This window comes from Microcoleus sp. BM001215392, from assembly GCF_036700185.1.
Taxonomy (GTDB): Bacteria; Cyanobacteriota; Cyanobacteriia; order Cyanobacteriales; family Microcoleaceae; genus Microcoleus.
In genome coordinates this window covers 1-4,463 of sequence record NZ_JAUBOJ010000501.1, presented here as the reverse complement: position 1 = coordinate 4,463, position 4,463 = coordinate 1, and the positions used below count along the sequence as shown (strand labels likewise).

Sequence of the window (4,463 nt, the reverse complement as noted above, 5' to 3'; positions counted from 1 at the left end):
ACTAATAAATTGTCTGCCGAAATGCGAGAGCCCTTGCACTCATAGAGATGCACCCTGTTGGGTTTTGCGATCGCTTCGTCCCAACCTAAGCAGCCTGGGGAGGGTGAAGCATTTGGGGATAAAATCTGCTATTTTCAACATAAATTACCGCCCAAATGCTTCACCCCTACATCTCTCAAATTGAAGATGTCTAATGACTAATAACTAATAACAAATAACTAATAACTAATGACTTCTATTAAATCTAATCGAAATTGGCGAATATTGAATTCTCTGTTTGGGAGCGAGACATTTACCTATGTTGTCAAACGAATGTTACAGGCACTTTTAACGCTACTGTTAGCATCGATGCTTTGTTTTGCAATTATTGAACTCGCACCGGGAAATTACTTGGATACTTTGAGTCAAAATCCGAAGATTTCGCCGGAAACACTCAAACAACTCGAACAGCAATTCGGCTTAGATAAACCAGCGATTGTGCAGTATGGGCTGTGGCTGCAACAAATCGTGACGCGGGGGAATTTTGGCACCAGTTTTGTGTATCAGCGTTCCGTAGCGTCGCTGCTGTGGGAAAGAGTACCGGCGACGTTGTTAATGGCGATCGCTTCTTTGATTGTAACTTGGGCGATCGCGCTGCCTTTGGGAATTGTCGCGGCCGTCAATCAAAATAAGACTGTCGATCGGGTTTTGCAAGTAGTCAGCTACACGGGACAAGGATTTCCCAGTTTTATTACAGCTTTGTTGCTGTTATTTTTCGCACAGAATACTTCACCTCTTTTCCCAGTAGGAGGAATGACAAGTATTGACCACGCAGACTTACCTTGGTGGGGTCAAATCCTCGATTATTGCTGGCACTTAATTTTGCCAACAGTCGCCCTCAGCGTTACGGGTTTTGCTGGCTTGCAAAGATTGATGCGCGGACAATTGTTAGACGTGCTGCGTCAAGATTATATCCGCACAGCACGGGCTAAAGGTTTGCCGGACAATCGAGTAATTTACATTCACGCTTTGCGGAATGCGATCAATCCGTTAGTGACGCTGTTGGGTTTTGAGTTTGCTAGTTTGTTGAGCGGTGCGTTTATTGCGGAATTTTTCTTTAATTGGCCTGGTTTGGGTAAGCTGACTTTGGAAGCGGTGAACAATCAAGACTTGTATTTGGTAATGGCGAGTTTGATGATGGGCGCTACGATGTTGATTGTGGGGAATTTGTTCGCAGATTTGCTGCTGAAGGCGGTCGATCCGAGGATTAAGCTGGAAGACCTAAAGTGATAGAATCAGATTTAACTATAAATTCGATTCTCGTTAAATTCTGTTGTGACACAATCATTTTCAAATAATGTTCCTAGCCCTCGCTTTTCCAATCAGTCCCCCGCGACGCTAAATGATGAAATTCGATCGGCAGATGAGTTAGGTGTCAGAGCCATTAAAGTGGGAGAAGCGGGATTTGACGATATAATTAATGAAGGTACTATCAAATGGGCAGTAACAACAAACCTAGAACTCCTCATAATTCCGAAATTTTCAGATGTTAACAATGAAATTTACCATACGGTTATAACTTGCGGTCAGCCTGTCTTGGCTGCGGGAGAAGCCGAGATAGTCGGCAGCAACGGTTTATATATTTTGCTAACAATCAGCAATCACAGCGGGCATTTTAGACCAAATTCAGAGAGCTTAGAAATAGGAATTACAGCTTTTAGGCAGCAAGGAGTTGATACAAATAATGCTGATATCGAATATGTGGAGTAAATAAATTATGACTCAATCTCCTACGACAATATCCCTCGATCGCATTCTCGAACAAAATGCCGAATCTGTACTGATTTGGGTGAAAAACATATTTTCAGGTCAAACCACCCAACCACAAGGGTTTAACTGGCTATTATTAGCCGATGTTTCCTCCGCTAAGGCTCGAAAAGGTGAAAATGGTTCTGGTTTGTGCGATCGCAAATGGGCAGAAGTCGCGATCGCAATTTACGATCGCCTAGCCGATGATGCCGATCGCAAAAAACCAGGTAGTGGCGAGTCTTTTACGATTTCCTCAATGATGTTGCGGGCTGCGGCGATCGAAAAACAGGAAGTAATTTCCGATGATCCTGTTCTCGATGTTAACTTAATTTTAGAATGGTTTTGGGATAACATCAAAGAGTCGCAGGAAGATGTCGAAAAAAAGGTTGCTAATTGGAAAACGCTACCTATTGCAGAAATTCGCGAGTTAAGAAAACTTAAAAATCGATTGAAAGTTATTGCAGCACTTTCTGAGAGTGATAAATATGTTTTAGATGAAAAACTCAACACTTGGCTTTTCCTGCGCGATAAATTACCATAAAAGTGCGATCGCACCATCACCGAACAACTTCTGATTGCACCAGCCATAATACGAACAGTTAATGGTATTCCATGCCCCATTCCCGATGCCGCCATTCACCATCTAGGAGTGTCTTATGTCAGAACAACAACCAAACGAATCAATTAGTTTTAGTCGCTTTGCCGACTGGTGCAGGCATATTGACAGTCTTTCAGAAGGAGCAAGACACACAGTTAAAGTGTTGTTAAAAAAGGCTGGCACTGATGACGCTGAAGCAGCGGAGCAGATACTTTCAAGCATGACCAAATTGGATCTCAGCAACACTGGAATTAGCGACATCAGCTCCCTCGGCTCGCTGACAAATCTGACAACACTGCATCTCGGCGAGAGTCTAACTACCGTCATCAGCAGCAATCAAATTACCGACATCAGCTCCCTCGGCTCGCTCACCAATCTGACAACACTGCATCTCGGCGGCAATCAAATTACCGATCTCAGATCCCTCGGCTCGCTCACCAATCTGACAACACTGATTCTCTACGGCAATCAAATTACCGATATCAGCGCCTTGCGATCGCTCACCCATCTGACAACACTGAATCTCAGCCGCAATCAAATTACCGATATCAGCGCCTTGCGATCGCTCACCCATCTGACAATACTGAATCTCAACTACAATCAAATTACCGATATCAGCGCCTTGCGATCGCTCACCCATCTGACAATACTGACTCTCTTCGGCAATCAAATTACCGATATAGCAAGTCTAAATGATTTGAAAAATAATACGGCAGCAAGATGCTTACACTACAAGGATTCTGGTCTCGATCGATTTTGCGAATGATTTAGGACTGCTATATCAGGGGGTTAGGCGAACTCGCACAGAAACGTCTTACTGTCTCGACTAAGCCAATTGATGCTCAAAAAGCCACAGAAGCCATCAAAGTTGCCTATGCCGCTATTGGGCTAGAACAACCCGAAGTTATTATTTGCAGCAGTCCCCGCGACGCTTATCTCCAAATCTTCAACTTGCTCAAACACGACCATTCACAAAACTGCTCAGACGAATGGGACAGCAATAAATTGGGGAAAAAGCTAGATTGGAAAACGATCTTCCCATCAATTGTGGGAGAATTTGCAAACCCGACCGTGTGGGAGTATGAGCGAGCTCGCATGACGATCGAGCCCGAAGCAGACAGCAGACTGAGTTCGCTAATGTACGAATTGGTTGAGGAATATGAGCGATCGGAAAACACGAGGGGGAAGGTTTTTCCCGATCGTTTGTTATACCTGAAGTACCCTGAAACCCCCACGACTTTGCTTAAAGAAATCTATTTAACTGAATTGTATGTCTCTTCATCAGGTATCAATCTCTCGCAAAAAGCACAAGAAATACATGACTGCCAAAAGCAGCTTTTGGAGCATTGCGGTTGGATATTTCCGTTTGAAAAAATTTGCCTGGTGTGCGATCGCCCCCGCCACCTGCGCTTTGACAGTCAAAACCGCTTGCACGCGGAAGGAGAACCTGCGATCGAGTTTGCGGATGGATGGAATTTTTACTATCATCACGGCGTCAGATTGCCGGAACAATACGGTCAAGTACACCCCAATTTGTGGAAAGCAGAATGGCTTTTATCTGAAGACAATGCCGAACTGAAACGAGTGTTAATTCAAGGAATTGGTTACGATCGCATAATTCAAGAGTTGTCAGCAAAACAAATAGATAGTTGGCAGGAATATGCACTATTACAAATAGATAATGCCGATGTCGAGCCGATTTGTTTGTTAAAAATGACTTGTCCGAGTACGGGATTCATTCACGCTTTGAGAGTGCCGCCTAACCTGACATCAGCTAGGGAGGCAATTCGCTGGGTAAATTGGGATATCGATCCCGATGAATTTTCCGTGCAGAGTTAATCTATAAGAACTCTCAATCATTCATGAAGATTTGTAAAGATAGTGCCCCCGTCATTAGTGTCAACAACCAGCTTTTAGTCCACCAGTCTTCCCACCCGCCCGCCAGTCCTAAGCGGGAATCAATTCCCCCTCTTATAGCGAAAGTCGTCTGAAGACGACTAATAAGTTCTTCAGTCCTCTTTGAGAGGACTTTCGCTTTGAGGCAGGGGTTTAAACCCCTGCCGGACTATCGGTTTGA

General features: G+C 44.2%; 4 protein-coding genes and 1 pseudogene. All 5 read left to right on the top strand.

Annotated features, from left to right (window positions below):
* Positions 1-228: 228 nt before the first annotated feature.
* Complete coding sequence (locus QT974_RS31530; RefSeq protein WP_333472311.1) at positions 229-1,269, top strand: ABC transporter permease; 1,041 nt, start codon at positions 229-231, stop codon at positions 1,267-1,269.
* A gap of 45 nt (positions 1,270-1,314) precedes the next feature.
* Entirely contained in the window at positions 1,315-1,749 is a 435-nt protein-coding gene (locus tag QT974_RS31525; RefSeq protein ID WP_333472310.1) for a hypothetical protein, read from the top strand.
* A gap of 7 nt (positions 1,750-1,756) precedes the next feature.
* On the top strand, positions 1,757-2,329 hold the full coding sequence (locus QT974_RS31520; RefSeq protein ID WP_333472309.1) for a hypothetical protein: 573 nt from the start codon (positions 1,757-1,759) through the stop codon (positions 2,327-2,329).
* A gap of 115 nt (positions 2,330-2,444) precedes the next feature.
* Positions 2,445-3,152 (top strand): leucine-rich repeat domain-containing protein, encoded by a 708-nt coding sequence (locus tag QT974_RS31515; protein ID WP_333472308.1) that lies wholly within the window; start codon positions 2,445-2,447, stop codon positions 3,150-3,152.
* A 569-nt stretch (positions 3,153-3,721) separates the two neighbouring features.
* A pseudogene (locus QT974_RS31510) lies at positions 3,722-4,225 on the top strand (DUF6745 domain-containing protein); the annotation flags it as partial.
* Positions 4,226-4,463: the final 238 nt, after the last annotated feature.

Excerpts from the sequence above, each read along its gene's own strand:
- QT974_RS31520 (WP_333472309.1), top strand. The coding sequence starts at position 1,757 with ATGACTCAATCTCCTACGACAATATCCCTCGATCGCATTCTCGAACAA.
- QT974_RS31530 (WP_333472311.1), top strand. The coding sequence starts at position 229 with ATGACTTCTATTAAATCTAATCGAAATTGGCGAATATTGAATTCTCTG.
- QT974_RS31515 (WP_333472308.1), top strand. The coding sequence starts at position 2,445 with ATGTCAGAACAACAACCAAACGAATCAATTAGTTTTAGTCGCTTTGCC.